Here is a 23,470-nt window from a genome sequence, read left to right as displayed (position 1 = left end):
TTATGGCAGTTCGATGGTCTTGTAATCTTTGGATTCTTTATAGAGCACGATCGTTTTGCCGATGACCTGCACCAATTCCGCTTTGGCTCCCTCGGCAAGTTCCTGCGCGATTTCCCGAGGATCTTCAAGGCAGTTGTTCAATACGGATACTTTCAGCAGCTCACGCTTCTCAATCGCCTCGGAAATATGGCGGATCAGATGCTCGTTGCTTCCTCCCTTGCCTACCTGGAACAGCGGATCCAGATGGTGCGCAAGGGAACGTAAATGTCGTTTTTGCTTTCCTGTTAACATGCTTGGTCATTACTCCTTAAATATTCAATTATTAAATCCAACGGATTGGTCGAAAGCTATATTGTAGCTTTTGCTTCACCATTAATCAATAAACAAGATGCACCGGTTCAGGCTTGAAAGCTGCTCAGAACCGCTTCCTTCATGGCCTGCACAGGTGCCGTCAATCCCGTCCAATACTCCAGTGCATACGCGCCCTGGTTGATAAACATCCCAAGTCCGCCATGCACAGTGCATTGCCGCAACTCACCTTGCCGGAGAAGCTCCGTCTTCAGCGGGTTATAGATCAGATCGCTGACCACGATCCCTTCCGGAATGTGCCCTTGAGGGATAGGAATCTCCGAAATCCGGGGAAACATGCCTACAGAGGTTGTGTTGATAATGACATCCGCTGTAAGCAATGCCTCTTCGGCATAATCTTCACCGTATCCCCTCAAGTCGGCAAGCGAGCTCCATTCCTCAGCCAACGCCAGCGCTTTGGCGGCTGTCCGGTTCACGATCGATATCGTCTCGGGCTTTTCGCCGATAAGGGCATAAATGATACCCCGGGCAGCGCCTCCGGCTCCAAGGACAACAATGCGCTTCCCTTTGAGGTCGGGACACGCTTCATCCTTCAATGAACGAACATATCCGATGCCATCCGTATTGTAACCCTTTAGGGTGCCGTTGTCATTGACGATGGTATTGACGGCGCCGATCTGCCGCGCCCCTTCATCAACGACATCCAGATACTTCATAACCTCCACCTTGTGGGGGATCGTAACGTTTACGCCACGAAACCCCAACGCTTTCACAGCCTGGATCGCTTCCCCTAATCCTTCCGGACGTACATGAAGCGGCACATAGGCGCCCGATAACCCCAGTGCGGTTATGGCCGCATTATGCATGGCCGGCGATTTCGAGTGGCCGATGGGATCCCCCATAACGCCAAGGAGCAGGTAATCACGCTCGATCCATGAATTCTCTTTCATTTCTCCTCCGCCTCTCCCGCCATAAGCCAATGGTGCACCTATGGATGAGTCACTTATATCAAGGATGGACGCGACAGAACTTTGATTCCTTTCGGTGCATGAACCGCTACAAGCGCACCCTGTTCACCGTTGATCTTGATCCAGCCGAGGCCGGATATAAACACGTCTTGGCGCGTTCCCTTCGGTATACGGATTTCATGTCTTGTCCATTCCGGTAATTCCTCAAGCCGTTCCTTAGTCGGGGGCGAGAGGAGCTCTCCGGCATGCTCCTCAAACAACGAATCCGCCCGTTCCAGCTTGGTCCGATGAATGCCTAATCGGCCGCTGATGAAGCAAGTGAAGGATTGATGCTCCCCTTGCAAAAAGTCAAAGCGGCCAAAACCTCCGAAGAACAGGGTCTGACCCTCGTTCAGCTGGTATACCATCGGTTTCAACGGATTCTCCGGCATCACTGTCCCCAAATCCTCACGGCTGACTACCTCGCTATAGCGCCAAGGGTATACGATGCCCGGCGTATCAATAATATACCGGCCATCATCCAGCGGGATATTGACCATATCCAATGTCGTTCCCGGATAACGGGAAACGGTCAACTCCTGATCCAGATCACTGTAGTCGCGGATCAAACGGTTGATCAAGCTGGATTTGCCTACGTTCGTGGCTCCAACTACATATACGTCACGGTCGCCTCTGTGCTGCCCGACCATCTCCAGCAGCCGCTCGAAGCCTTGATTCTTCTTCGCGCTGCAGAGCACTATATCTTCCGTTCTCAGGCCATGCTCCTTGCACTGCTTCTGCACCCAATTCAGAACCTTGTTCCAATTGGTAACTTTCGGCAGAAGGTCTGTTTTATTAACAGCCAAAACGACAGGGTTATTGCCGACAAAACGCTGCAGTCCTGAAATGAGACTTCCTTCAAAGTCAAAGAGGTCCACAATATGAATAACAAGCGCATTCTTGCCGCCAATTTGTCCGAGCAGCCGTAAAAATTCGTCCTGATCTACGGTTACCGAGGATGCTTCATTATAATTCTTGATCCGGAAACAGCGCTGGCAAATGACCGGTTCACGGTCCCAGGCCTTCTCCGGCAAATAGCCGGGCTTGTCCTGTGCTGCACTCTGAAGCGGTATGCCGCAGCCGCTGCACTTCTTGATGTCTCCGCCTGTAGGCAACGTCATGATTTCGGTTCCTCCTCCATCCATAATCCTTTTTTGCGTAAACGGGTCAATGCGATGCGTTCCACCCGGCGATTAACCAGACGGGTAAACCATCCCTCATCGCTGATTGCGATAGGCATAACCAGAACCGTATACAAACCGAGGCGATTCCCGCCATATACATCAGTCAGCATCTGGTCACCGACAACCACCGTTTTATCCGGAGTGAGCTCCATCATTTTCATGGCTTTGCGAAACGGAGTATTGCTGGGCTTACGGGCTTCGTGCACATATTGGATATCCAGCGGCGTCGCAAATTTGGACACGCGTTCGAGCTGGTTGTTCGAAACAATGATGAGCTGAAAGCCAAGCTCCTTCACTCTTTTGAACCAAACGACCAGTTCCGGTGTCGCCAGCGGAGCCTTTGCACCAACGAGGGTGTTATCCAGATCCGTAATGATTCCACGATACCCCTGCTCATATAATTCTTCTAGGTTAATATCAAAAACCGTATTGACACGGAGCTTTGGGATTAACATTTCAAACAAGTTCGTCACCTCAATTTCATACGAAAAACTATACCATATTCCGGTTCCTTAGTAAAAATAATCACGAGCCTTTTTCATCCTTCATACCGCGTAATCATCATGACCAGCAAAAGACCACCCGGCAGCTCAGGAAGAGAGCCGGGCGGTCTTGAAATTACTGGATATCAGAGCACGTATCCATATCGAGGTATCCTGATATCGCAAGAACAACCACCACTATGCGGTCTGTCTTCCTGGAATTACGGCGACAGCCGTTTTTCATGCACAATTCGAATCTTTTTTATAGACTTCTTCAGTTTCTCGGCATCATTTTGAACGGAACGCCACTGCTCCTCCTGCACTTCAGCAGGACTGTAACGTGCAGCCTCGAATTGCTGCAGCAGCGGTCTCATTTCGGATTCCAGCGCAGGATGTGCTTGCAACCAGCGCTTCACCGACTCACGAAGCGTTTCATGTTCCTGGCGTACCAATCCCTTGCGGTGCACGGAACGAATCCAGCGTTCGGTTTCGGCAATGACTTTATCCGCTGCCGTCAGCGGCTTGCCTGCACGAATGCGCGCTCCTGCAAAACGCAGGCTGATACGCATTCTCCACAAAATATACAGAATCCACAATACGATTACAACCGCGGCAGCCGTTACAATCATTTTGACCCACCCGGATTGTTTATCATTAGAGGCGGAAGCAGGAGTGGTTTCATCCTCTGCACTCTCTTCTTCTTCAACGTCTTCCTCAATGACCGGCTCGGCATCTGTGTCGGCTGTCAGGATGGGCATGCTAAATCCCGGCGTTGCTTCAATCGGAACCCATCCGTACTCACCGAAATATACCTCCACCCAAGAATGGGCGTCTGACATTCGTTACGGTATAGTTCCCTGGCTCAATCGGGGTTTGACCATCCATCGGCATGTATTCCGAAGCCGTCAGGCTGCCGGGAGCATAACCCTTTACCCAGCGTGCTGGGATATCAAGGGACCTTGTCATCATGACAAGCGAGGTAGAAAAGTAATCACAATATCCTTCCTTGACCTCAAACAGAAAACCATCCACGAAATCATCGCTCTTCTTGCGGGTAAGGTCAGGGGTGTTCGTATAGGTATAGTTGCTTGTTAGATATTGTTGCAAAAGCATAACCTTCTCATACGGAGTATCTCCTTCAGCCGTAATTTCCTCAGCCAGCGTTGTGACGCGTTCCGGGAAATTTCTCGGCTTCTGGATATAGGCATCGTCCATAGAGCCGGAATACAACTGATCGTATGTTCTTGTGCTCAGCTCATCAATAGGAATAACCGGCACTTCAGAGGTTAAGGTATAACTCTTCGGATAATCTGCATCCCGGACATCATCCAGATGCATTTCCGCGCCTTCCATCTGCCAGCGGAGCCGCCCCGGATCAATATCTTCATCCAGACCCTCCAGCTGCTTAACAGAGTATGCACCGAACAATACGGGGTACACCGTATCACTCAGCATCGTCACTGATTGCTCCAGTTTCTTGGTGGATAGTGATCCGTTCGATTCACCCGGCAGTTCCTCGCCGATCTCTACGCCTGTACCGGAACGCCGGCTGCTGGCTCCGTCTGCCCAACCTGTGCCGGAATACACCGCTCTGGTCTCGCCGCGCCAGTAGCTGCGTTCATCCGAGGTGATTGACATCACCGGTGAGTAGTCGAAGTTAAAGCCGCCGCCAAGATCATTGTCCTCTCTTCCGTAACCGGACATGCTCTCTGATGAAGACTCGATAAGAGTTCCGGTTCCGGTTGTACTGCCCGTGGACAGCGGCACCCCGCTCCATTCCCTCCATGCCGTATAAGGATCTGTTAATGTCGGCTGCACATGAGGCATATTCACGCCAGCTACAATAATCAAAGAGAATATAACCAAAATGTTAGCAATAATCTTAAACGGGTATTTTGATAAGTTGATCCAGCCCTGAGGAAACCGTCTGCGGAACCGGTTGAAATGGCTGGAAACAAGCCAGCCCATTCCGGCTCCGACCACCCAAGCGATCTCATCCCACAGCACAATTTTTGTAAAGGAATCCAGCACGGCAAAGCTGATGACATTCAGCCCGACAATAAAAAGGACGCGTCCTTTGGTTTTGGCCCAGTGTGCAATGAACAGGAAAATCGCCCAGGCAGCGACAGCGAACCATAAATAGGGAAAGAGATACATGATTTCTTCAGCCAAAACACTTTCACTTGTCATGACAGGAACCGGATTGCCGTAAGACTTCAGCAAACTGTACACGCAATAGAGAATCAAAACAAACTGTATCAGCAGCCTGTAGCCCTGTTTAATGGGAAGCAGGGCTTCAATGACAGCCGTGATGGTTAACGCCGCTATGACAATGGCCGTCGTTTCCGAGAGCCAGATCGTTTCGGTGAAGGATACCCACTGCATGCCCATGATCCAGAGCCAGAGCATCGCCAATGTACTGAAGAAGGTCGTGGACAGTTTATCCAGCCATAGTCTCATCAAACACCACCTCCAAGCGCAGCCGGAAGCTCATCCAGCGAGGAAACCGAATAACTCGATATGCCCCGGGATTGAAGGAGCGATATGGATTCATCCTGCCGCTTCTTTTCGTTCGGGTTATGAATTTGCAGAAAACAAGGGTTCATCCCCCTGGTTTCAACCCAGCGCATAATCTCGGATGCTTCCTTGCCACTCATCGGACTGATCAACAGGAACAAGGCGCCTTTGGGAAAATGACGATAGGACTTCTCCAGGGAAGCGATCAATTTGCCCTTTCGGTTATAATCCACATCAACCAAATGCTGAATCATCCGCATCCGTTCGCCCGCATGGTCGGCGGGAGCGAACATTTTGGCTTCCTGCGTGGTTGTGAACAGACCTGTACCCGCATGCTCCTTGGCACCATATTCAATCAACGACGCCGCTGCCGATACAGCGAGCTCAAACTGCTGGGCGTTATCAAACCCTTCTGCGGTGCAATCCAGAACGATCATCGTCTTCGGAAAGGATTCATGCTCGAATTCCTTCGACTTCCAGGAGCCGGTCTTTGCCGTAGCGTTCCAGTGAATCCGGGAGATCCGGTCACCATATACATAATCGCGGACTCCATTGATCTGCGTTGTTTCCCGTCTTGAAGCCGATATCGTTGTATGCGTGCCGCCTAATCTGGAATTCCGAATGTTTCGATGCCACTTGGGGATATAGATGGTTCTCGGCAATACGCGAAAATCCGTCTGAACTTCAATCCGTCCCTTGTGCTCCATTAAGCCGAAAATATCTTCGCTTATGCATTCCGTTTTGGAAAAAGCATACCGCCCCCGCTCAAGCGGCGGCGTCTGGAATACAAGCTTGCCTGTACCGCGAAGGTTCGGAATGATGCTGTCCTCGAATGACCAGGAGTCGCCGTTATGCCTCTGCAGCACTTCACGTACAATCATGTATGGCATAGGCAGCAAGCCTGGAACATGAACCTCCAGCTTCACGCGAACCTGTTCACCGGCATGAAGCTGCTCTCCAGCACGCTCCGACCCGCCCAGTACGCTGCGCTGCGCTTTGACTCGATTGACACCGCCAAAGCCAGCACCGATCAGATATATCGTCAGGAGGCTCACCATCGAGAACAGCATGAGCGAGGTTTTGCCTCCTTGAAACAAAACGTACATAAGACACAGGCACCATACCGCCAACACCGCTGCCAGTCTGGACGGCTGCATGCCATTCAAAAATAACGAAACCGCACGGCGCATGCCTATTTCCCCATTTGTACAGGCACTTTGACCTGACGCAGTATAAACTCAAGCACCGATTCCGGACTCGCATTGTCGAGTCTGGCTTCCGGACGCAGCATGATCCGGTGCGAAAGTACGTACGGAGCAAGCGTCTTGACATCATCAGGCAAAACATAATCCCGCTCGTTCAAGAAGGCGTAGGCTTTGACCGCGTTCATGAATGACAGGGTTGCCCGGGGGCTTGCGCCCAGCATAACGGAAGGATGTTCACGCGTCGAGCGGGTGATATTCAGCAGGTAGTCGGCAACAGGCTCGCCGATGAAGACGTCCCGAATTTCACGCTGAATGGCGGAGATTGTATCCATATGTGTTACCGGCTGCAGCTTGTCCGCCAGCTGTCCGTCACGTGAACGGTACATCAGCTGCTTCTCCGTTGCGGCATCAGGGTAACCCAGGCTGAGTTTTAACATAAACCGGTCCAGCTGGGCCTCCGGGAGCATGTACGTACCTTCAAAATCGATCGGGTTCTGGGTAGCGCACAGCATGAAGGGATGGGGAAGTTCGTGGGTCGCCCCGTCCACCGTTACACTGCGCTCCTCCATCACTTCAAGCAGAGCCGATTGCGTCTTGGTGGTAGCTCGATTTATTTCATCCGCCAGCAGAATATTGGTCATGACCGGGCCTGGACGGAAGTAGAACATTTCGTCACGAGGGTGGAATACCGAAACCCCTGTTATATCACTCGGGAGAATGTCCGGATTGCACTGAATGCGGCGGTAGTCTCCCTGCATGGATTTAGCTAATGCTTTGATCAATTGGGTCTTTCCTGTGCCGGGCACATCTTCGATCAGAACATGTCCGCCGGCGAGCAGCGCCGTAAGGAGCAATTGGATCTCAAATTCTTTGCCTAGCAGGCACGACTCCAGATTGGTTCGTACCGAGGTAATGATTTTCATGGATTCTTGGCTTACGGGCATGTATGACTAACCTCCTGTAAGGGAATAAATACTTAATTTAGTACTATTGTACATGATCGAAGTCCCGGAGTACATTCGAAGAGATATTTTGGTTATTAACCTGTTTACAGGTCCGCATAAACAGGCAAAAGACCCTGGTACAGTACCAGGGTCTTGCAAACCGCATCATATGGCTTATCCCTTCGGACGGACGAACAAAGCTGCAAGAAAAGAGAAAATGATCGCTGAGGATATCCCTGCACTCGTTACTTCGAATATCCCCGTCACGACCCCGATCCAGCCGTCCCTCCCCAGCTCCGTTAAGGCGCCGTGAACAAGGGAATTGCCAAAGCTGGTGATAGGCACCGAGGCTCCGGCTCCGGCAAATTTGACAAGCGGTTCATATAACCCGAAACCGTCAGCAACGGCTCCGGCCACCACTAAAGTACTCATCGTATGTGCCGGTGTCAGCTTGATAACATCCATCATAATTTGCCCAATAACGCAAATCAGACCGCCTATAATAAAAGCCCACAGAAACTGCATAACATTATCCTCCCATCTCTAAGGCTACGGCATGAGCAATACACGGAATGCTCTCGCCCTGCTGGTACGAAAGCGGCGACAGCAGAGCCCCGGTAGCCACAATCAGCACCTTTTTTAATTCGCCTTTGCGCATCCGTTTCAAGATATGGCCGTATGTGACTACAGCCGAGCAGCCACACCCGCTGCCTCCGGCATTCACATATTTCTGTTTCTCCAAGTCGTAGATCATCAACCCGCAATCGGCAAACACCGTACCGTCCATGATGACATCATTCTTCTTCAGAAGATCCTTGGCGATGGGAAGCCCCACCGAGGCCAGGTCACCGGTGACAATCAAGTCATAATCCTTCGCCTGCCGGCCTGTATCCTTAAAGTGCTTGGTAATCGTATCTGCTGCCGCAGGAGCCATTGCCGCCCCCATGTTGAACGGATCCTTAATACCCAGGTCCACAACCTTGCCGATGGTGGCATAGGTGACCGCAGGGCCATCCCCCTTGTCCGAAACAACGGAGCAGCCTGCTCCCGTAATCGTATACTGCGCATAGGGCGGCTTCTGTGATCCGTACTCCGTCGGATAGCGGAACTGCTTCTCCACCGTGCAGTTATGGCTTGCCGTTCCGGCCATCACATACTTGGCTCCTCCCGAATCCACCAGCATCGAGGCGACGGCCAGACTTTCCATGGAGGTGGAGCAAGCACCAAATACGCCGATATAAGGCACACCCATCTGTCTGGCGGCAAAAGAACTGCTGATGATCTGGTTCATCAGATCCCCGCCCACAAAAAACTGCAGCTGGTCCTCTTTGATGCCCGCCTTCTCCACTGCTTTTCTGGAAGCATCCTCAAGCAGCTTCCGCTCGGCCTTTTCCCATGTTTTTTCATTAATTTCGATATTGTCATACACAAAATCAAAATCATTCGCCAGCGGTCCCTCGCCTTCCTCCGGTCCTACAATGGTTCCCGTGCTGATAATGACGGGTTTATTCTCGAACTGCCAGGTTTGGCCAATCACCTTCATTGAATGTTACCTCCCTTCGATGCCAAAAATGGCATAGATGACACCGATAATAAACGCAGCAACGGTACCAAACACAATGACAGAGCCTGCAAGTTTAAACATGCTGGCCCCCACGCCTAGAACCAGGCCCTCTGCCCGATGCTCCAGCGCTGCGGAGCACATGGAGTTGGCAAACCCCGTAACCGGCACGGCACTGCCTGCCCCGGCCCACTGCGCGATTTTGTCATACACGCCGAAGCTGGTCAGGATGACCGACAGTATAATCAGCACGGCAACCGTCGGATTGCTTGCTTCGGTTGAAGTCATATCGAATACGGACATAAAAAACCGCTGGATACACTGGCCGATCAAACAGATCAAACCTCCGACCAAAAAAGCGCGCAAACAATTTTTAAGGATGGCGCGGGGAGGTTCGTGCTTTTTGGCAATGGCCTGATATTCCGCCGAGCTCATGGTGGTGATATCGGACTTGGACTTTTGATTAGAGCCGGACATTTCAAAACACCTCCGCTTGAATTAAGTATGGAATTTCATGAAGCGCCGAAGAGACACTATGGATATCACTCGATATCATTATGCTTTGAATGAACTTCCTTTATGTTTGGAAAATCATCCTTCTCATGATGAGGCACAGCTTGTCCCCCAGCATATGGAGAATCCGCACGAAAATCAGCCTTCAGGAATACGACCTGAAAGCTGAAAGAAGTCTCGCTGCCATTATGCTTAAGGTTGTCATTATATAAGAATGAACTTCAGCAAAATGACGAGTAGGATGAACAGGACCATAATGAGCAGAAGTTCTCTGACTTCGGCATGATGGTCGTACCAAACAACCCCATGGTGGTTCATATTCTGCCCCTTCCCCCGACTGACAAAATTTCACTTGTTTTCCTATCATCCTATTCCTATCCCACGTACAGGGTGCTTGTCATTTACTTTTTATTTGGAGTATCTTGCACGGCGCCGGTTTTGTAGACTTTTCAGATATATAGGGGCATACTAGAAAAGTAAAACTCATACATACCTTTTCAAAAGGAGCGATATTCGTTATGAATGAATCAACATTGGAATTATTTCGAACACTAACGGAGTTTCCGGCTGCGCCGGGCTTTGAAAGAGAACTTCGTTCATGGGTGAAGGATGCCCTCTCTCCATATACAGATGAGTTCGTGCAGGATCGCCTGGGCAGTCTGTTTGCTGTTCTCCGCGGAAACGATGAAGGGCCAAAAGTCATGGTAGCCGGCCACATGGACGAAGTTGGATTCATGGTCACCGGCATCACCGAAGCGGGCATGGTCCGTTTTCAGCCGCTAGGCGGCTGGTGGGGCCAAGCGGTCCTTGCGCAGCGCCTGCAAATTATTACAGATAAGGGCGCGGTTGTCGGCGTTGTCGGCTCCATTCCTACTCATCTGCTGGATGAAGCACAGCGCAGCAAACCTGTCGACATCAAAACGATGTATATTGATATCGGTGCGGACAACAAAGCGGAGGCCGAATCGTTTGGCATCCGTCCCGGTCTGCAAGTGGTTCCGATCTGTGAATTCACCCCGCTGGCCAATCCCAAAAAAATCATGGCCAAAGCATGGGATAACCGCTATGGCGTAGGCCTGGCCATTGAGCTTGTGAAAGCTCTTCACGGCGAGAAGCTTCCAAACACGGTATATGCCGGTGCGACGGTTCAGGAAGAGCTGGGGCTGCGCGGGGCGCGCACTTCGGCAAACCTGATTCAGCCGGATATTTTCTTCGGACTGGATGCCAGTGCTGCAAACGACATGATGGGTGACAAGAGCCAGTTCGGTCAATTGGGACAAGGCGCGCTGCTCCGCATCTTCGATCCAACGATGCTGACTCACCGCGGAATGGTGGAATACGTTCAAGATACCGCGGAGACCAACAAAATCAAATACCAGTATTTTGTCTCTCCGGGCGGTACCGACGCTGGCCAAGTACATCTTAGCGGCATCGGTGTTCCATCCACCATCATCGGCATTTGTTCCCGCTACATCCACACTTCTTCATCCATCATCCATACCGATGATTATGAAGCAGCTAAAGAACTTCTGATCAAGCTTGTTAAAGGTCTTGATCGCTCGACGCTCCAGACGATTCTGGACCGCGCATAAGCGATATCAGTTCAAGGAAGCCCCTGCTGGCTTTCAAAGTATATATTTCTGATTATGTTAAATAAGGGTATCCTGCATCGTCTTGATCAGACCGCGGGATACCCTTTTTTTCCTCATGTTCACACTATGAAGACAGCGTCTCTTTATGCCTTGCCAAACGAAAGGAGATAATCATCGTTAAATAGACGATGACCACCAGCACCGTGTTCAGCACAAAAATCATGCGAAATCCGGTCAATCCTCCTGCCGCCTGGCCTGGAAGCGCCAGCATGGCACCGCCAGCCGCCGTCCCAAACATCATGCCCAGATTCCGCGACAGCGCCAGAATACTGCTGATCAAGCCGAGATCGCTCTTGGATGTTCGGCTCATCACCAGAGAATTGTTTGGAGGCGTAATCAGCCCCATGGAACCGCCGAGCAGTACAATCAGGAGAATCAAAAAGAATATGGGGTAGGCAGGCGATACAAAGCCCAGTACGAGTAATGCCGTCGTCATAACCAGCAGACCGGCCGACAGCAGCGGAAATGTCCCCAGCTTGTCCGACAGATTGCCGCTCAAGGGAGAGAATATGATCAGCGACAACGGATAACCCATCATGATCAGCCCTGCCGTCGCAGGCTCAATGCCAAGCTCACTCAGCAGGAATACTGGGAGTACAAGCTGGGCCGAGAAAGCCGCCATATAGGAAATGATGGTAATGATAATCCCCACGCTGATGCCCGCATCTCGGAACAGATCCAGCTTCATGAAGGGCAGCCGCCCTTTCCCTTGCCGTTCCCAGCGTGAGGACAGACACCACCCGATGAAGGAAGCAGCGCCCACCCCAAACAGAATGAACAGTACCGCAACCTGCCATGAGCTCCAGCCCCACTGAGCGCCCAAATTCACAGCCGTAACCAGACCAGTCAATGATATGGCAAAAAGGGCAGCCCCAGGCACATCCAAACGGCTTTCCGACCCTTCCGGTTTGTCCTTCGGTATGAACCGCTGAGCAAACATCCACGCAACCAGCGACAGCGCCGTCAGCAGCCAGAAATTGCTTCGCCAGCTGAACCATTGGATCAATATACCGCCAAGGCTCGGACCAATCATGGAGCCTGCTGCAACAAACGTGCTGATCAGCCCGAGCGCTTTGCCTCGCTGCTCCTTGGGAAACACAGAAATGATCAAAGCCATATTGGTGGCCTGGTACATGGCCGCCCCTATACCTTGAAGAATGCGGGAGGATATCAGTCCGTTTAATGAAGGCGACACGGCACAGCAGATAGCCCCGGCCATAAAAATAAAATAGCCGATATTGTGAATTTTCCGTCTGCCCAGCATATCGCCGAGCTTGCCCATCACAGGCAGCAATATGGAAATCACAAGCAGGTAAGCCGTGACGATCCATTGGGCTGTTGGAATAGTTGAATCAAAGGTTCTTGCAATGTCTACAAGCGCAATGTTGAACATGCCGGCTGACAGATTGGACAGAAATGCTCCTAAACAAATGGTGTATTGAACGATCATCCTCGATCTGTTATTCACGCAGGCCTCACCAGCTTTATTCATGAATTTGTGCATGCGAAGAGAGGACCCTCACAGAAAAAGCTCCCGCATGCGGAGAGCTTCATTCTGCCTGGATCATGCACTCAGACAACCTAACGCGCGGTCGTCTGAGCCGCCGACATCGGCCTTACTGATTCATCTGGAATCTTATCCATCCAGATATCAATCACATGCTGCACCCCACTAACTTTCCCGAAATACCCTTCAATATTCTCGAGTGTCATATCATGGGCGCTTTGCGAATACGATGCGCAGGCATCCGCTACAAGCACGATATGATAATCCAGCATAAAACCGTCCCTGGCAGTGGATTCCACGCAGACATTGGTGCTGACTCCCGTCATGATTAACGTTTCGATTTTCAGCGTTTTCAACACGGAATCCAGCCTTGTATTCACAAAAGCGCTGTACCGGTGTTTATTGACAATGATGTCATCCTGCTCCGGAGCAACCTCATAGAACTCGGCTCCCCAGCTCCCCCTCCGGCAGACATGGGCCGACCGTCCCGAGGACCTGGTAGTCCAGGCGTCGGAATCCGTTGCTTTCTCATGGAGTGTCTGAATGAAAATGACGGGCACATGAAACTCCCTGGCGGACTGAAGCAGCTTATGCAGCTTCGGCATCATCTCTCCTACCCCGCTAACATCGCAGCCCGCTCGGGGCAGCGCTCCCTCCGGATGACAATAATCATTCTGCACATCAACCACGATCACCGCCGCTTTGCTCTCAAGCATCAGCTGATTCAAAGATTTCATCGCGACTCTCCCCTTCCGATTGTGTATTTGAAAGAATGAACCCCATCATTTACTTCTTGGCATTGTTCACAAACTGCATGTCCACAAGGGCATCGTAGGAATAATCCCCCTTGAATATCCCCGTTTCGATCATGACATCCATGTCATGTTTCAGCGCGTCTTCCGAGATCAGCCCGTCCAAACTCCATAAATTGTCTTCATAAGCCCGGTCCAGCGCCGCTTGAATCGCATCATCGGAAAGCGTCGGGAATTCGGCCTTCAAATTCTTCTTCGCCAGTTCTTTATCGCTCTGAACAGCTCCAAGCGCTTCGATGATGGCGTCTGTAAAGCTTTGAACGGCTTCTGCATCCTTCTCGATTGTGGACTTCCTCACACTGAGCACCGAATACGAGAAATCACCCAAATCATGAAACTTGTAAAACGGCTCCTCCCACACATTCTTCGATATCCCGTCGCTAATCTGCGGCTCCGCCCCATTGGCGATATCGGCAGCCCCTTGCTGAACCATCGTCACGACCGTGGAGCCGTCTGCCGGCTCAAGCAGCTGCACGTCCTTCTCCGGATCCAGACCAAGCTGAATCAGCAGATAGCGGGTTAACAGATTGGGCGTACCGCCATGGCGCCCGGCATTGATCTTTTTTCCTTGTAAGAAAGCCTTCAGGTCCTCGGGAGAATGGCTGGCGGGTGCGGTGCCTTTCTTAGCCATTAAATACACATTCGCCCGGTTGACAACGTTGACGACAGAGATGATCGGATCGGAATTGTTGTTGTTAGCCAAGGCGTTGGACTCCGTCCCGCCAATGACGCCCCAAGCATCGCCGCTGACCACGGCGGTTACATGCGCACCTCCCGCGGCTTGGATGACCTCGACATCCAGCCCCCTTTTCGCAAAGAAACCTTCGCGCTGGGCCACATATAGAGGAAGATAGCCTGTCGAATGGAGCGGCTCGGCGATCACGATTTTCTTCAGCTTACCCTCGCCGGAGGCGGAGGCGGTGTCATTCTTCTCATTGCCGCAGGCTCCCAGCAGACTTGTGATCATGACAAGTGCGAACAATAGTGAAAGCTTCCTCATTTTACGGTTCATATGAATTCCCCTTTTATATAGAAATAATAAGTTCGATTTCTGTCTATTGTTTGGTCAAGCCCTTGGACAACCATTTCTCTATGACGACTACTCCCCAGTACATCACCATGGACAGCAGCGACAAGACAACTACGCCCACCCACACGAGATTAATATCGAGTATGGTCCCCGCATACATGATCATCCGGCCGACACCCTGGCTTGAAGCGATAAACTCACCCACGATGGCTCCTGCCAGCGCAAGGGCAATGTTAATCCGCAAACTGCTGATAATCCAGGGCATGGACCATGGGACAACGACCTTGGTGAAGACCTGATGCCGTTTGGCGCCCAGGGAATACATCAGCTTTTCCATATCAGGGTCCACGCTCTTTACACCGCTGTATGCGGAAAGCGCAGAAACGACAACCGTCATGGAGAAAGCGAGAGCCACCTTGGAGAAGAATCCAATTCCCAGCAGAATGACGAGTACCGGAGCCAGGGCAAGCTTGGGCATGGCATTCAGAATGATAAGATACGGCTCGCTGATGCCTGCATACGATCTCGACCACCAGAACGATAATCCAAGCAGCGCTCCAAGCAAGGTTCCGAACACAAAGCCGAGGATCGTCGAGCCGGATGTGTACGTAATGTCCCTCAACAGAGTCCCTTCGGCCATTTGAGTCCAGGTCGTGCCAAGAATGGCGCTGGGGCTGCTCCAATAATAGGAATCCAGCAGACCGATCCGGGTGAACACCTCCCATACCAGAAAAATAAATACAGCCACAGCGGCGCGTCCCCAGACGATCCGGCGACTCCTGCGGCGCTCCATCGCCTCTTCATCCAGGATGTACGGTACAACCTCCGGCCGTTTGGATGATCCGGTCACCGACTCCGCCGGTGCCACGGCGTGTACAACAAATGCCTCTTTACGTGCAGTTTCCATCGCTATCCCTCCCTCTTCGATGCTTGTCGCTTACGATATTTGCTCTTCTTCATGCCCGGCCGACAATAAATCCATCAGATGATGCTTCAGCTCCATAAATGCAGGAGACGTCATGTCTTCCGTTTTGCGCGGACGTTCCATCGTTACCGTAATTTTGGATTTGATTCGCCCCGGTCTGGAAGAGAACACATAGATATCATCCGACAAATAAATCGCTTCATCGATGTCGTGGGTAACAAACAGAACCGTCTTTCCAAAATCCTCCCAGATCTGCAGCAGCCAATTTTGCATAGTCAGCCGGGTCTGTGCGTCCAATGCGCCGAACGGCTCGTCCAGCAAAATAATATCCCGGTCGTAGAGCAGCGTTCGCAGCAGAGCGGCGCGCTGTTTCATTCCTCCCGACAGCTCCCTCGGATAATGCTTGTCAAAACCCTTCAACCCATACTTCTCCATTAAGGGCAGGGCCCTTTCCACGGCTTCCTTGTAGGGGACGCCTCTAACCTCCATGCCCAGAATGATATTGTCGAGGATCGTGCGCCAAGGCAGGAGCATATCCTTTTGCAGCATGTAACCCACGTAACCGGTTTTGCCCACGATGTCCTTCCCATCAGCCAGCACTCTTCCCGTGGACGGCGGCATCAAGCCGGCGATAATGTTAAACAGGGTTGATTTGCCGCACCCGCTGGGACCGATAATGCTAACAAAGCGCCCTTCCTCAATCGACAGACTCGTCTCCCGCATGGCAGCAATTTCTTCCCCATTTCTGCGGAACCATTTGCTGACACCCGAAATTTCAATTTTGTGAGTCATACCCCTTCCTCCTTCATTCTGATTTCATGATTTTTCAGAAATACCAAACATTTATTTTCAAAAGCGGATAAAAAAAATCGCCAGTCCAGCCCCAATCTATGCACATACGTGCATGCTTGGTACCAAACTGACGATCGGCCCGCTCTCTACTTAGAGTTCCGGCATGTCGTTCAGATATGTTTCTACATCCTTCTCCAAGAATACGATGGTACCGGAGTATTCGGTCTCTGCATCGTAGTCTTTAAGAATGGAGATGATTTTAAATTGAAATTGCGCTTCGAGACAGGTTTTAATCTCCTGTTTGAATACCTGAAATAAAAGATGGTCCAACTGCCGGGTAGAGAGGGGGTAATTCTCATCCAGCAGTTTGAGGACGGGGACTCTACTATTCCTCGATACAATGATGATTTTGTTGCCGACGAAATCGACTTTTTGCTGCTTTACACCCACGTTAAATATTTTCTTATTTATCGCGTTGTAAACCCTCAAAAGATCCTGTTTGAGTTCGCCTGCTGTCGTCATTGTCCAACATCCCTTTGTGTAAATTTTCATTACATTGACCGGGGTAGGTATAGGGTGTTTATCGAGTTTTCTCTGTCCTTGGGTATAATTATAGGCGATTACAGACACTTGTCAATACAATAACGTCAAAAAAGTTACCAAAAATCAATTTTATGTTAAAATATATAACATTAATATGACGCAATTTCATTTCTCTACCTTAGCTCTACTCTGTTCTTGTTTCATAGATTGTTAGAGATATCCACTGATTCGGCTAGGCCCTGTGCCCTCTTCTATTCCCCGTTAAAAATCCGCTCCAGGAACAAAACCGCCTCCCGCTTCTGGTATTCATTGACTTCATGGCCCGAGAACGGGTAGTCCCTGATTTCTTTATTCGCCTCTATCCTGTTGTATGCGGCATATATCGTCTCAGGCATGCAAACCGTATCCTTCCAGCCCACGGATACCATGACCGGCGCCTTGATTCTGGGCGCTAAATTCAGCATGTCAAAATGCGCGAGATGCGCCAGAATATGATCCAGCTGCTCCGGGAAACGTTTGATGTACTGGGCGATTTCGGTCAGGGAGCTGACCGAATACAGAATTCCGTAATCCATTCTGCACATATTGGGAATGTCTGCTACGATGGCTGAAACCTTCGCATTCAGAGCCCCTGCGAGCAGCGCCAGACCTCCGCCTTGACTCCCGCCAACCACGGCGATTTTATCCGAGTCCACACCCGGCTGCTGCGACGCTGTTTCAACTGCCCTCACAGCATCCATGGCAATTGCCATGTAATAGGAACGATGCATATCCGTAATCCCCTGTGTCACCCAGCCCTTCACCACGCCGCTGTCCATGGACAGCAGATTTCCCGTCTCCCCGCCCTGTCCCCTGACATCAACTGCAAACACTGCGTAACCGAGCATCACCCAGTGAGCGTACCGTTCGGGAAGTCCCCGATCTCCCGAATAACCCGGGAAGGTCACGATACATGGCATGGTCTTCTTCGTTGAAATATCGCTGGCTGGCGTGATATACCATGCATGGATGGGGGTATCATCATAACCGTGATAGGTAACCTTCGATACCTTCATATGAGGAAATGGTCGTATCTTCCGGATGATTGACAATCTGCAGCGGCTTATCGTCGTAGTTCTTGAGCGCCTCCTCCCAAAACCGATTCAGTACCTGCTCGTTCATCGTTGGTTCCGGACGCAGGCTGCCAAGTTCATTCTTGCGAAGCTTAATGGTATCCATCTAGTGTTCAATCCCCTTTTCGCGTGTGAAGTAGAAGTACATGGTTAACATGATTATTCGGCAAGTGACCTGCAATCCCCTTCGATAGAATAGGAAGCAGCCCCGAACAAAAAACGGCAGGTCCTTCGATAAAGACGGAACAAGGAACGGGACGGCTACCCGTTAACCTTTTGTAAAAATAATAAAAGCTATCATAGATTTATAGAGTCGAACATATCATAATAGAAACTATGAAATAACGAGGGTTGATATAAACGAAGCACTCACCTAACCCCCAAATGACATCTTATAGCGAATGGAGACGATGAATATGCTGCAAGGTTTAACTAGCGCAGGACTCGGAAAACTTGAAAGCGATTTACAGTTTATCGAACTCGCGGCCAAACATGAGTTTCAATGTGTCGATATCGATGCCAAGGGTCTTGCAGACCGTCTTGGAGTAGAAGCGGCAGCCGATCTGCTGCAATCCCATCACTTGGAGATAGGCGCAATCGGTCTCCCCGTTGAATGGAGAGGATCAGACGAACAGTTTCTCAGCGGCCTTGAAAAACTGCCGGCAGCGGCAGCGGCTGCCAAAGCCCTGGGCTGTACGCGCTGCTGTACATATATTCTGCCTGCGACAGATGCGTCCGCAGCACATTTTATGGCGCTCGCCACAACAAGGCTGCGGGCCTGCGCCAGCATTCTCGGAGCTTACGGGATCCGATTGGCGCTGGAATTTGTAGGACCGCATCATCTGCGTACCCAACTGGAAGAACCCGTTCATCTGGACCGTCCAAGAGACTCTGGACTGGGTTGATGCAATTGCAGAACCGAATGTCGGGCTTCTGTATGATGCATACCATTGGTATACCAACGAGATGACAACCGCCGATATTCGATCGCTGCGTGCCGAGCAGATTGTCCATGTTCACATTAATGACGCCAAGGACATTCCTGTCCAGGACGTACTCGACAATGATCGGCTCTACCCGGGTGAAGGCGTCATCGATCTGCCGGGCTTCCTTACGGCCCTGAACGATATCGGTTATACCGGCCCGGTTACGCAAGAAATTCTGACCCCGTCTGCACCAACGGGAACACCGGAAGAGCTGGCAGCCAAATCACGCGAAGCCTTTAATAAAGTATTCGGCGCTGCCGGACTGTAGCGGGATCATGTGATTCGTACGGAATGACCGCAGGATAAGTAACATTATGTATGGCAATGAGCTGTTATCCAAGCTCGCGGTTCAGCCGCTGACGGAATGAATTCTCGTGTTCAGGGTACACTGAAACGGTAGTTTAAGTACCTTTTCGGGAGGCCGCAATATGAACGGGTTTGAGAAGGAAGAACGATCGGAAGCCACCGATCTGTCCACCGTTGAGTCACAGCGCAACGATCTGGCACCGGAGGAATTTCCGGAGGGACCTTATGGTTCCGATCTTCGCAGCGAATCCCTCGGCAAGAGCAGTCCGTGGCGCGCGGATCAACGCCCTCCGAATCGATTCGATTATGAGGATCGCAATCTGCACATGGGCATCAAGCGGGATTATCCCGGTGAAGATGAAACCATTCAAGCAGATCCGGGACAAGAAAAACCAGAGTAGAAACTGTATATACCAACCGTCATTCTGTGGACAAGACGGTTGGTTTTTGTCGTAACAGGGCTTGTATGTCCCGGCCGAAGAGCATAACCGCCTATAAAAATACATAAGATGGCATAAAAACCTCAATCGAACACCATGATGCACTGGCTCATGAGCCTTATCGCAATTTACCGAAGATACAGAGATAAGAAGGAGTGGGGGGAGCTGCTTATGCCAAACCAGAGGAAAAACGATGAATTCGTTATCTATGTTGTCACTTTATCCCATGTTACACGCTACATGTCCATCGAGTTTATCGGTGGATCCTGCGGCTATATCATCGCACAAAGAGCACTTCAATCCGATCTGCTTGGCATGATCGGCAGTATCCTGGCTCCGATTGCGATTCGCCGCGTGCTGCAGTGGCAGCAGCTTAAATCCGGCAATTCTCCGCACCTGAGTCTGCGCTCGCTGTCAGGTGCAAGGGAGCTAAACCCTACATAGATCAAAGCGGCGGCACCTTGGAGAGGTGCCGCCGCTTTATACTTTCCAACTTGTATTTTTGCTACCGGACAAGGTGTTTAAATTGAACTTCTGCTCAAATGCAAGTAAAAATCAAGATCTGCCTGCAGATGAGATTTCATTAAGCGCTCAGCCTCTTCAGCATCATGAGCACGGATTGCATCCACGATCTGCTGATGCTCATCAATGAGGAACGGACGTTTATGATGCACCACCGCTCTGCGAAACAGATAAATAATGGACTGCATTCGATCAATGATAAGAACAAGCTCCGGATTGCGGCTTGACTGCACAATAATATCATGGAACATCTTGTTAGCTTCCATGGTTTCGCTGACGCTCCCGCTGCGGGCCACAGCAATGCATTCCTGCAGCTGTTCCAGCGTCGCTTCATCCATATAAAATGCCGCACAACGAGCAGCAAAACCTTCGAGCAGCATGCGCACCTGAAAAATATGGCGCAAATCCTCGTCAGACGGATTCACCACCCGCTTATTCTTGATGAGACCTTCCTGCTCCAGCTTTCGGATGGACTCACGGACAGGAGTGCGGCTTACACCCAATTCCTCCGCAAGCCGTTCCTCCACCAATTTCATGCCGCCCGGCAATTCGCCGTTCAATATTCTATCCCTGATCAGCTCATAACAATGGAGATACGCCGCTTGGAATCCTTGTTTAGACATTCATTATTCCCATCCTTCGTTTACACATAGAGCATGACTTATACACCGTCCTTAAATTATAGGGGAAAGCATGGTCCATTAAAAGCTTTCTTTCAATTTTTGTATCCACTACATTTACACTTGTATCCAATAATAATATTTTTGTATACAATTTTAAATTTATTGTGTACAATTAGTTCGAATTTTAAATATCGTTATCATCTAGGAGGAACTTACATGAATATTGGATTCATAGGTCTTGGTATCATGGGTAAACCGATGGCCGCAAACTTGTTGAACAAAGGTTACAGCCTTACCGTTTATGATCTGAATACAGAGGCCATCGATCACTTAGCGCAATTGGGGGCAAAAAATGGACAATCACCTAAAGAGGTTGCAATTGAAAGCGATGTCATTATTACGATGCTTCCAAACAACGCCATTGTGAAACATGTCATTCTTGGAGAAGACGGTATCGTTCAAGGCGCTAAAGCCGGGACGGTTGTCATCGACATGAGTTCGATCTCACCGGTTGTTGCCAAGGAGGTCGCAGAGAGCCTGCAAGACCACGGCATAGAAATGCTGGATGCCCCGGTCAGCGGCGGCGAACCCAAAGCAATCGACGGTACACTGTCCGTTATGGCCGGCGGAAATGAAAGCGTTTTTGAGAAAGTTAAGCCAGTGCTCGCTTGCATGGGCAAGGACATTACGTGGGTGGGTCCCAGCGGCAGTGGTGCAACCGCCAAGCTGGCCAATCAGATTATGGTCAATGTCAATATTGCCGCTATGTCAGAGGCGCTTGTGCTTGCTGCCAAAGCTGGCATCGATATCGAAAAAATGTATCACGCTATTCGCGGGGGGCTTGCCGGGAGCGCCGTTCTTGATGCCAAGCTTCCAATGATCATCGAACGCAATTTCAAAGCCGGTGGACGCGTTGATATTAATCTGAAAGATTTGACAAATGTCATGGAGACGGCTGAAGCATTTGATATGTCCCTCCCATTGACCGAGCATGTCCGCCATATTTTTGAAACCTTGAAGGATGAAGGCAAACAGGCAAATGATCATGCGGGCATTGTCCAATACTATGAAAAAGCAGCAAATGTGGAAGTCAAAAAAATGCCGAACTAAAAATAATATCATTGTAAAGGTGGAAAATACATGTTAACAGGACCTATGCTCATCGTAGTATTCCTTATTGCGTTAGCCTTCTTGTTCCTGCTGATTATTAAATGGAAGGTAGAGCCGTTTCTGGCTCTGACCGTCATCGCATTCGGTACCGCGATTGCCATTGGCATCCCGCTCAAGGAAGTGCCGGGCATCGTAACGTCGGGATTCGGAAACACGCTGGTCGGGGTAGGCATTCTAATCGGTCTTAGGCGTCATCGTTCGGCCAGTTTCTTGGCGCTTCCGGTGCAGTTGAAAAGATTGCCGGCTCGCTTCTGAAAATATTCGGCATTAAAAATTCACCGGCCGGATTGGCCATGTCAGGTACCCTTGTTTCCATTCCGGTGTTTTTCGATGCAGCCTTCGTCATCTTAAGCGGACTGCTCAAAAGCTTGGCAACTCGAACAGGCATCTCGATTGTTACATTTGTAACCGCTCTCGGCATCGGTCTCATTACTTCCCATAACATGATTGCGCCAACGCCTGGTCCGATGGTGGTTGCCGAGAATACCGGGGCTGATCTGGGCTTGTTTATCTTGTACGGTATCCTGGTGGCAATCCCCGCAACATTAGTGGGCGGTTTTATTTACGGAATGTTTATAGGAAAACGCATCCAAACCACAGAAGAGGTCGTGGTTGCCGAGGAAGCCGAGAACAAAGCTCCGCGCAAAGAAATCAGTACCTCCTTGTCTTTCGGGATGCTGGCACTGCCCATTGTGCTTATTCTGGCTAATACCATCTCCAAAATGCTGTACCCGGGAACAGCCATAGAAACCTTCTTCGGTTTTATCGGCGATAAGAACATTGCACTGTTGATCAGCGTGTTCGCGGCTGTCATTTTCCTGCGTCCTTACATCGCGGAGGATTCGGGCAAGCTTTATTCCGAAGCTATCGCGACCGGCGGTATGATTGTGCTTATTACCGGAGCGGGCGGAGCATTCGGGGCAGTCATTAACCATAGCGGCATTGGCGACTACCTGATCACAACGATGCAAAGCTGGAGCATTCCGGTGTTGATGCTGGCCTTCATATTCTCGCAGATTCTGCGCGCATCGCTGGGCTCCTCAACCGTGGCACTCGTTACGACCTCCAGTATTATGGGGCCGCTCGTTCTCGATCTGGGTGTTTCTCCTATTTTGCTCGGACTGGCCATCTGTGCGGGCGGTATCGGTTTATCGCTTCCGAACGACTCCGGCTTCTGGGTCGTGAACCGCTTCGGCAAGCTGACAGTAACCCAGACGCTGAAGGTATGGACACTCGGCGGTTTCATCGCCGGATTGACAGCGCTCGCATCGGTGTATGTATTAAGTTTGTTCAGCGGCATCTTACCAGGACTATAACGGGCACGACTA

24 protein-coding genes and 2 pseudogenes are annotated in these 23,470 nt (G+C 50.6%); 7 read left to right on the top strand and 19 right to left on the bottom strand.

Annotated features, from left to right (window positions below; genetic code table 11):
• From yhbY to spoVAC, 11 genes are all read right to left on the bottom strand, one after another.
• Positions 1-291, bottom strand: a complete 291-nt coding sequence (gene yhbY / locus PVOR_RS09680; protein WP_006208978.1) for a ribosome assembly RNA-binding protein YhbY — start codon at positions 289-291, stop codon at positions 1-3.
• 107 nt (positions 292-398) lie between these two features.
• On the bottom strand, positions 399-1,259 hold the full coding sequence (locus PVOR_RS09675) for a shikimate dehydrogenase (protein ID WP_006208977.1): 861 nt from the start codon (positions 1,257-1,259) through the stop codon (positions 399-401).
• A 53-nt stretch (positions 1,260-1,312) separates the two neighbouring features.
• The gene (gene yqeH, locus PVOR_RS09670) at positions 1,313-2,437 is read right to left on the bottom strand and encodes a ribosome biogenesis GTPase YqeH (RefSeq protein ID WP_006208976.1); all 1,125 of its coding nucleotides are present in this window, start codon (positions 2,435-2,437) and stop codon (positions 1,313-1,315) included.
• Positions 2,434-2,964, bottom strand: coding sequence for a YqeG family HAD IIIA-type phosphatase (locus tag PVOR_RS09665; RefSeq protein WP_006208975.1), 531 nt, complete (start codon positions 2,962-2,964; stop codon positions 2,434-2,436). Before PVOR_RS09665 ends, yqeH begins: the two co-directional genes overlap by 4 nt.
• 239 nt (positions 2,965-3,203) lie before the next feature.
• Positions 3,204-3,800 carry a DUF4129 domain-containing protein gene (locus tag PVOR_RS31595; protein WP_234972825.1) on the bottom strand — a complete coding sequence of 199 codons (597 nt, stop codon included), beginning with the start codon at positions 3,798-3,800 and terminating at the stop codon, positions 3,204-3,206.
• Positions 3,781-5,442, bottom strand: coding sequence for a transglutaminase-like domain-containing protein (locus PVOR_RS09660; protein WP_234972824.1), 1,662 nt, complete (start codon positions 5,440-5,442; stop codon positions 3,781-3,783). Before PVOR_RS09660 ends, PVOR_RS31595 begins: the two co-directional genes overlap by 20 nt.
• Entirely contained in the window at positions 5,442-6,689 is a 1,248-nt protein-coding gene (locus tag PVOR_RS09655) for a DUF58 domain-containing protein (RefSeq protein ID WP_006208974.1), read from the bottom strand. The genes PVOR_RS09660 and PVOR_RS09655 overlap by 1 nt, the downstream gene beginning before the upstream one ends.
• A 2-nt stretch (positions 6,690-6,691) precedes the next feature.
• Positions 6,692-7,648, bottom strand: a complete 957-nt coding sequence (locus tag PVOR_RS09650) for an AAA family ATPase (protein ID WP_006208973.1) — start codon at positions 7,646-7,648, stop codon at positions 6,692-6,694.
• A 174-nt stretch (positions 7,649-7,822) separates the two neighbouring features.
• Positions 7,823-8,173, bottom strand: a complete 351-nt coding sequence (gene spoVAE, locus PVOR_RS09645; RefSeq protein ID WP_006208972.1) for a stage V sporulation protein AE — start codon at positions 8,171-8,173, stop codon at positions 7,823-7,825.
• A gap of 4 nt (positions 8,174-8,177) precedes the next feature.
• Positions 8,178-9,191: a stage V sporulation protein AD gene (gene spoVAD / locus PVOR_RS09640; protein ID WP_006208971.1), complete on the bottom strand. Its 1,014-nt coding sequence runs from the start codon at positions 9,189-9,191 to the stop codon at positions 8,178-8,180.
• A gap of 6 nt (positions 9,192-9,197) precedes the next feature.
• Positions 9,198-9,686 (bottom strand): stage V sporulation protein AC, encoded by a 489-nt coding sequence (spoVAC, locus tag PVOR_RS09635; protein WP_006208970.1) that lies wholly within the window; start codon positions 9,684-9,686, stop codon positions 9,198-9,200.
• 554 nt (positions 9,687-10,240) lie between these two features.
• Between spoVAC and PVOR_RS09630 the strand changes: the two genes are divergently transcribed.
• Positions 10,241-11,314: a M42 family metallopeptidase gene (locus PVOR_RS09630; RefSeq protein ID WP_006208968.1), complete on the top strand. Its 1,074-nt coding sequence runs from the start codon at positions 10,241-10,243 to the stop codon at positions 11,312-11,314.
• Positions 11,315-11,438: 124 nt separating this feature from the next.
• Here the strand turns inward: PVOR_RS09630 and PVOR_RS09625 are convergent, their stop codons facing one another.
• The 7 genes and pseudogenes from PVOR_RS09625 to PVOR_RS09595 all read right to left on the bottom strand — a co-directional run bounded on the left by PVOR_RS09625 (position 11,439) and on the right by PVOR_RS09595 (position 18,201).
• A complete protein-coding gene (locus tag PVOR_RS09625; protein ID WP_040680446.1) occupies positions 11,439-12,842 on the bottom strand; it encodes an MFS transporter in 1,404 nt (467 codons plus the stop codon).
• A 113-nt stretch (positions 12,843-12,955) separates the two neighbouring features.
• A complete protein-coding gene (locus PVOR_RS09620; RefSeq protein WP_006208966.1) occupies positions 12,956-13,618 on the bottom strand; it encodes a cysteine hydrolase family protein in 663 nt (220 codons plus the stop codon).
• Positions 13,619-13,667: 49 nt separating this feature from the next.
• A complete protein-coding gene (locus tag PVOR_RS09615; RefSeq protein WP_040680421.1) occupies positions 13,668-14,705 on the bottom strand; it encodes an ABC transporter substrate-binding protein in 1,038 nt (345 codons plus the stop codon).
• A 43-nt stretch (positions 14,706-14,748) separates the two neighbouring features.
• Positions 14,749-15,630 carry an ABC transporter permease gene (locus PVOR_RS09610; RefSeq protein WP_006208964.1) on the bottom strand — a complete coding sequence of 294 codons (882 nt, stop codon included), beginning with the start codon at positions 15,628-15,630 and terminating at the stop codon, positions 14,749-14,751.
• 30 nt (positions 15,631-15,660) lie between these two features.
• Entirely contained in the window at positions 15,661-16,440 is a 780-nt protein-coding gene (locus tag PVOR_RS09605) for an ABC transporter ATP-binding protein (protein WP_006208963.1), read from the bottom strand.
• Between the two features lie 150 nt (positions 16,441-16,590).
• Positions 16,591-16,962: a Na-translocating system protein MpsC family protein gene (locus tag PVOR_RS09600; RefSeq protein WP_006208962.1), complete on the bottom strand. Its 372-nt coding sequence runs from the start codon at positions 16,960-16,962 to the stop codon at positions 16,591-16,593.
• Between the two features lie 272 nt (positions 16,963-17,234).
• Positions 17,235-18,201, bottom strand: a pseudogene (locus PVOR_RS09595) (acetylxylan esterase).
• Positions 18,202-18,511: 310 nt separating this feature from the next.
• Here PVOR_RS09595 and PVOR_RS09585 point away from each other — a divergent pair.
• From PVOR_RS09585 to PVOR_RS09575, 3 genes and pseudogenes are all read left to right on the top strand, one after another.
• Positions 18,512-19,349, top strand: a pseudogene (locus tag PVOR_RS09585) (sugar phosphate isomerase/epimerase family protein).
• A gap of 160 nt (positions 19,350-19,509) precedes the next feature.
• Entirely contained in the window at positions 19,510-19,788 is a 279-nt protein-coding gene (locus PVOR_RS09580) for a hypothetical protein (protein ID WP_006208959.1), read from the top strand.
• A gap of 210 nt (positions 19,789-19,998) precedes the next feature.
• Positions 19,999-20,271 (top strand): hypothetical protein, encoded by a 273-nt coding sequence (locus tag PVOR_RS09575; RefSeq protein ID WP_040680419.1) that lies wholly within the window; start codon positions 19,999-20,001, stop codon positions 20,269-20,271.
• Positions 20,272-20,348: 77 nt separating this feature from the next.
• Here the strand turns inward: PVOR_RS09575 and PVOR_RS09570 are convergent, their stop codons facing one another.
• On the bottom strand, positions 20,349-20,972 hold the full coding sequence (locus PVOR_RS09570; RefSeq protein WP_006208957.1) for a GntR family transcriptional regulator: 624 nt from the start codon (positions 20,970-20,972) through the stop codon (positions 20,349-20,351).
• Positions 20,973-21,188: 216 nt separating this feature from the next.
• Here PVOR_RS09570 and garR point away from each other — a divergent pair, with 216 nt between their 5' ends.
• The 3 genes from garR to PVOR_RS09560 are packed head-to-tail and all read left to right on the top strand — an operon-like array spanning position 21,189 to position 23,458.
• On the top strand, positions 21,189-22,082 hold the full coding sequence (gene garR / locus PVOR_RS09565) for a 2-hydroxy-3-oxopropionate reductase (protein ID WP_006208956.1): 894 nt from the start codon (positions 21,189-21,191) through the stop codon (positions 22,080-22,082).
• A gap of 30 nt (positions 22,083-22,112) precedes the next feature.
• The gene (locus PVOR_RS32500; protein ID WP_006208955.1) at positions 22,113-22,397 is read left to right on the top strand and encodes a GntT/GntP/DsdX family permease; all 285 of its coding nucleotides are present in this window, start codon (positions 22,113-22,115) and stop codon (positions 22,395-22,397) included.
• Entirely contained in the window at positions 22,379-23,458 is a 1,080-nt protein-coding gene (locus PVOR_RS09560; RefSeq protein ID WP_327196530.1) for a GntP family permease, read from the top strand. Before PVOR_RS32500 ends, PVOR_RS09560 begins: the two co-directional genes overlap by 19 nt.
• Positions 23,459-23,470: the final 12 nt, after the last annotated feature.

Origin of the sequence: Paenibacillus vortex V453, from assembly GCF_000193415.1 — a bacterium.
In the GTDB taxonomy this organism is placed as follows: domain Bacteria; phylum Bacillota; class Bacilli; order Paenibacillales; family Paenibacillaceae; genus Paenibacillus_AQ; species Paenibacillus_AQ glucanolyticus.
This window is presented reverse-complemented; position numbering and strand designations above follow the sequence as displayed.